The organism is Xenorhabdus koppenhoeferi, from assembly GCF_900116635.1.
GTDB classification, from domain to species: Bacteria; Pseudomonadota; Gammaproteobacteria; order Enterobacterales; family Enterobacteriaceae; genus Xenorhabdus; species Xenorhabdus koppenhoeferi.
Window position 1 is genome coordinate 1 of the sequence record NZ_FPBJ01000068.1, and the last position, 5,201, is coordinate 5,201.

Sequence of the window (5,201 nt, forward strand, 5' to 3'; positions counted from 1 at the left end):
CCGCTGACGAACACGCTCGTCAGGTATTTGGCGAGCGTATCCGCCATCATGAGCAGGCGGGCAAACAGATTGTTTATCTGGATGAAAGCGGCTTTGAGCAGTCCATGCCACGTACGCATGGCTATTCGTTAAAAGGGTCCCGCTGTTTTGGTTTACATGACTGGCAGCACAAAGGCCGCATTAATGCCATTGGTGCTATCATTAAAAATACCTTTGTGACCTTAAGTTTGTTTGCCGGAACCATTAATGCGAATGTGTTTCATGCCTGGCTGACACAAGATTTGTTGCCGAAGCTCCCTAAGGGGACAGTGATTGTGATGGATAATGCCCCTTTCCATAAACGCGGTGACACGCGAAAAGCGATAACCGATCACGGATGCCAGTTAGAATGGCTTCCGCCTTACAGCCCAGATTTAAATCCTATCGAAAACAAATGGGCTGAAACAAAAACAACAAGAAGACGAGAAAGATGCTCTATTGATGAGCTGTTTACAGAGCATGTGACTTATGTCTGATTATATTGATTCTGCTATAACTGGCATAAGCACGGGAGCCGAAGCTATTTTGCTTGCCGGATGGCGCAACTTTGACCGCGGCTTCAACTAAAGCAGCAATGGCTTTATTGGCCAGAGTTTCGTTACCCGCCAGATTTTCAAGCAGCAGGGATTTATTGATGCAGATATAGCTGTAGAACAGGGCAGCGGCAAAACCAGCTTCGCCAATATGTGCCGAACCAGTGTCACTTTTGCCATGATTGAGATCGTCCACGGCGGTAAAGTAATCATCTTCTACGGCAACATTGTGTACGCTGATGGCATGGGCAACCTGACAGGCCGCTTCAACACTGTAGGCAGGGCTGGAAGCCAGCATACGACCGAACAGAGCTATATCGACAGCAATTTGTTCTCTGCTCAGCAGTTGCAACTCTTCTTTGATGGGAGCGCGGTTTTCTGCGATAAGTTTGTCAGCCAGTGCAAAGGTCATCTCTTTTTCTTTCGGGCTGATATGAGCCAATTGTTCAATTTCCAGTGGTTCATCTTTTTTATTCTTGCCAAAGACCTCTGCGATAGCGGTAGCCCATTCAGACGCTTGCTTCTCTTTGACTCCGCCATTAAGTAAGTGTTGATAGACCTGAAAGCCAAAACGCTTGGTACGAAAACCAAGATGTTCTGCAAGGGCTGCCTGAAACAGATCAGAGATGCGCCAATGGCGTTTCAAGCTTTGAGAGCTGATTCGTAATCTTTCAGCGCCGCCCATTTTGGCGGTTTTGGGGCGGCCGAGATCATCGCGGTTCAGGTTGGCAGGGGGGTAGGAAGTTAAGAGATGTAACTGAATAAATTGGCTCATTTGGAGTTCCTTATAGATGGAAAAATGATTCAAGAAAAAAGTTATCCGGGTTATTTGGCGGCTTTGTAGTAATCCATTGCCCATTGCACACAAAGGCGTTTATTGGCACGATTGGGTCTGGATTGGTGATATTCCTTCATCCACCGATCGATATCGATGGCGAGGGATAACACAGAAACTTTGCCGTCCAGTTGTTGCAGAACGCGCCGTAACCGCATGATGAATTCATCCGGCGTTCTGGCGGCTTGTAACTGAGCAAAACGGGGGGCGCTGATAATCGGTTTGTCATTTTCTGTTTTGGTGCCCGCAGCGGTTGCCAGATTGGTGGTTGTGTTGATTTTTACATACACAAGGCTGACGGCAATCATTGCCCACAACGTTATGTTCTTTTGTTCAGTTTTTTCAGTAAACTCTTCAGGCAAACTGAACCATAAGGCGCGAAAGCCCTCAGCCCATGTGACTGAATCGATATCCTGGCAGCGTTTTAACTGTGCTTTGTAGAGCGTCGGTGCGGGCCGAATCTTTTTTTGCTTCAATTCATCTTGGGTCAAGAACATACTCTCCCACCAAGGCATTACGTAACTTTCGATCAGGCTATTCATCGACAACGTCCTCTTTCTTTTTCTTGGATGATTGGGTTTCTATTTTGTGTTCTGTCATAAATGATTTGATATCTTTAGAAACCACCAGCCATTTGGTGAGGATCTGTCGTGCCTCAATTTTTTCTGGCAGTTTTTTGGGATCGGTATCTTCTGACAGCACGAATTCATCAAACAGATCAAAGCAGGTATTTCGGAGTTGATAGAGCCAGGTTTTGGCTTCATCCGTGGACAAAGAAGAAGCTTCATGTTGGCTGGCGATAATCTGCTGCACTGCTTTAAAGAAGGGGTCTTGGGTGCGTTGATAGAACAGGGTATCAATAAACGACATATCGCCCTTATTTTCATTCGGGCGATTAAACCATGCACTTTTAATTTGGGCCCGGCACTGAGTCAGTGCATAGGTTGAGAGGTTTTGTAATGTTTTGACCCGCCGGAAAACGGCATTCTTTTTCTCAATCGGCATGGAGAATAGCGGCAGAGTGGTGGAATACCAGCCGCGGGCTTTCATATTATCCATATCATAGCCAAAGGCCCACAGGTGTGGCCTGTTGCTCTGTTCATCTTCAATGTAATCATTCAGTTTGCCAAAATGGTCAACAACTCGCGCGGCCTCTTGGCCCTCATTATTTTCAGAAAACGTCAGGCTATCCCAGATTTTGTAGGTAATACCGCCGGGCTGCCCTTTAATGGAAAGGTGTTCTTCATTCGGCTTTTTCGGATTCCATCGATAGGGTGTCAGAGGGTGTTGCCAGGTGCCTGAATAATTGTTTCCATAATTTTGGGTGCGATAACCAGAAACAGATTGTTGGGTTTTCTGCCCTGTTAACTGGCAAATGGCAGGTTTATCGTCTATTTCCAGACGAATTCGCCGTGGCATTGCCCAATACATATGCAGTTCATGCACATTATGCGCGTATATTTCAGTCCCTGCTTTCTGGCTGATATGGGTTTTACCCAGCCACGGAAAGACAGTCGGGCTGTTTAGATCGGGCTTAGAATAAATCCATGAATCCCGATTAATAACATTAAGCCAGAGTTTTTTCCATAACGATGAATCCAACTCTTGCGGTTGAATTAAGGTTGTCAGCGGCCCGCCACCCCGTAATCCGACCCGATGTCCGACACCACCAGCAGGGGCATTAATCTGTAAGGTAAATAGGGCAATGGCGGCCATCTCCGGGGAAATAACGTCACATTGACCGCGCTTAATAAAATGGTCAGTATTGAGTCTGAGCGTATTTGCCCCCGGCGCATCGATCAGCAGACCTGATATTTCCGTTGATTTGACGCTATCCAGCGGATCAAAATCCTGCATAAACAGCGGGCTGTCGCCGGTCAGATTAAAGGCATGTTCTACCCGATTAAAAGCCGTCTGCAAATCGGCTTGTGCAGGGGCATTTCTATAAAATGCTTCCCATTCTTCTTCATCTTCGGGCGCAAAAACCGTTTGCAACAAGCCAATGGCCAATTGATAAGCCGCGCCCTGGAAATCCGCCCGCGGCAGGGCAAAATCCACCACGGCGGGATCGCAAATTGCTGATAACGGCAGTTTTTCCTCACTACCATCTCTCATTCTAAAAGTCAGCCAAGGGTCTTTAACGAGATTCATCATTTCTCCTGCTTAGGGTAAAAGCCGATATTGGGATCGTAAGTGAAATTAGGGTCAATTTCAGGTAGCCAGATTTGCAGATATTTGACAGACTTGAATTTGTTCTGTAATTGCTCTACTGCCTTAGAAAGTGATTCTGGTATTGGCTGCAATTTATCGGCAAATTTATTTTTTCGAAGTTTAAGGGTGCTGAATTGAATGGGGTGTTTGTCATCTTTTACCCAAGGTATCAATTCGCCTGTTTCTGTCAGTTTGACCAGCAATACGTTTACCATTTCAATGTCGTTAAACCGGGTACTGATATCTATGTTATCGTCATACCAGCCGTCGGCGCTGCGTTTACTGTATTCATAGCGCTGCCATTGCAGGGCTTGGGATCGCGCTATCGCGTCTTTGCTTCGTCCCTCAGCTATTGCTTCATCATCTTTGGCTCTGAGTGCATCAGGAATTTGTTCATCGGCATCTTCACCGTAAACAGCTTCAATCAGGGTTCGGGCCTCAGTCGGCATGCGAATAGCACCCAAACGCAGGAGTTCACGCAAACCAAGCCATAAACGCCCGGCTGAACGGTAAACATATTGGGTATTACGGAAATCTTTGCTCAACCAATCCGCTTCGGGATGGTCATCCCATTCTGGCGCGTGGAGGTATAATTCAGGGACTGAACGGCTATCCGTGATACCTTTCCGATATTTTCCGTCTGCATCACGGGTATGTCGGTGCAGGCGGCCAACCCGTTGAATTAAATCATCAATCGGGCAGATATCGGAAATCATCACATCTGTATCGGCATCAAGGCTTTCCTGAAAAACCTGTGTGGTAATCAGGATCTTCCCTTGTCGCGTCTCCTGTTTGTCTTCCTTGCCAAATATATCCAGCACCCGGTTCTCAACCCTTTTGCGGTCATACAAAATAAAGTGGCTGTGGAATAACAGGCTATTTTCCGGTTTATCCATTTGCGACTGAATAAGCTGAAAGGCTTGCAGAGCGTCATCGACTGAGTTGCGAACCCAAACCACACATTGCCCGTTTCGGGCAGCGTTCAGGGCGATTTGTACACATTCGTCCAGATGATTCACAGTTTTTACCATGACCGTTCGGCTGACATCAGCACGACTGCCCAAAGACGTTTCAATCACGGGATTTTCGGGATCTAACGTAACCTGAGTTGCCAGTGGAAAAGCGGTTTCTTGCAATTTTTGTGGCGATATTCCGCTGGCGGATAACCAGATATCCACCAGCTTCTGACGCTGTTTCAGGGAGAGTGTGGCGGTCAGTAATATGACAGAACCTCCTTGATGCAAATGCAGGCTTAACAAGCTTTCCAGCAGAGCAAACATATACTCATCTGCGGCGTGTACTTCATCAAATATCAATACCTTGCGATTTAATCCAATCAGCCGGAGTGATTGATATTTTCTCGGCAGAACCGCAAGCAACGCCTGATCGATAGTTCCGACACCCACCGAGGCCAGTAAGGCTTTTTTATTCGAATCTGCCAGCCATTGATGGCACTGCGCGGTGGCGGTGATATCGTCCAGGGTGTAATACTACAGCCGTAATCCATATTGTGCCATGATGGGGCTCTTCTTCCTTAAATAAAAGGCGGTGTCACATGTCATCCCCTGCCAAAATCTGGGAAC

General features: G+C 46.9%; 4 protein-coding genes and 1 pseudogene. 1 reads left to right on the forward strand and 4 read right to left on the reverse strand.

The genetic code is table 11. From position 1 onward, the window contains the following. The coding region (locus BM329_RS13885; protein ID WP_245759041.1) for an IS630 family transposase at positions 1-515 on the forward strand (515 nt) is incomplete at its 5' end. Between the two features lie 13 nt (positions 516-528). Here the strand turns inward: BM329_RS13885 and cas7e are convergent. The 4 genes and pseudogenes from cas7e to cas3 all read right to left on the reverse strand — a co-directional run. After that, a pseudogene (gene cas7e, locus BM329_RS13890) lies at positions 529-1,347 on the reverse strand (type I-E CRISPR-associated protein Cas7/Cse4/CasC); the annotation flags it as partial. A gap of 50 nt (positions 1,348-1,397) precedes the next feature. Further along, positions 1,398-1,949: a type I-E CRISPR-associated protein Cse2/CasB gene (gene casB, locus BM329_RS13895; RefSeq protein ID WP_092554355.1), complete on the reverse strand. Its 552-nt coding sequence runs from the start codon at positions 1,947-1,949 to the stop codon at positions 1,398-1,400. Continuing rightward, the gene (casA, locus tag BM329_RS13900) at positions 1,942-3,561 is read right to left on the reverse strand and encodes a type I-E CRISPR-associated protein Cse1/CasA (RefSeq protein WP_245759098.1); all 1,620 of its coding nucleotides are present in this window, start codon (positions 3,559-3,561) and stop codon (positions 1,942-1,944) included. The genes casB and casA overlap by 8 nt, the downstream gene beginning before the upstream one ends. After that, the gene (gene cas3 / locus BM329_RS13905; RefSeq protein ID WP_339351272.1) at positions 3,558-5,099 is read right to left on the reverse strand and encodes a CRISPR-associated helicase Cas3'; all 1,542 of its coding nucleotides are present in this window, start codon (positions 5,097-5,099) and stop codon (positions 3,558-3,560) included. The genes casA and cas3 overlap by 4 nt, the downstream gene beginning before the upstream one ends. Between the last annotated feature and the right edge of the window lie 102 nt (positions 5,100-5,201).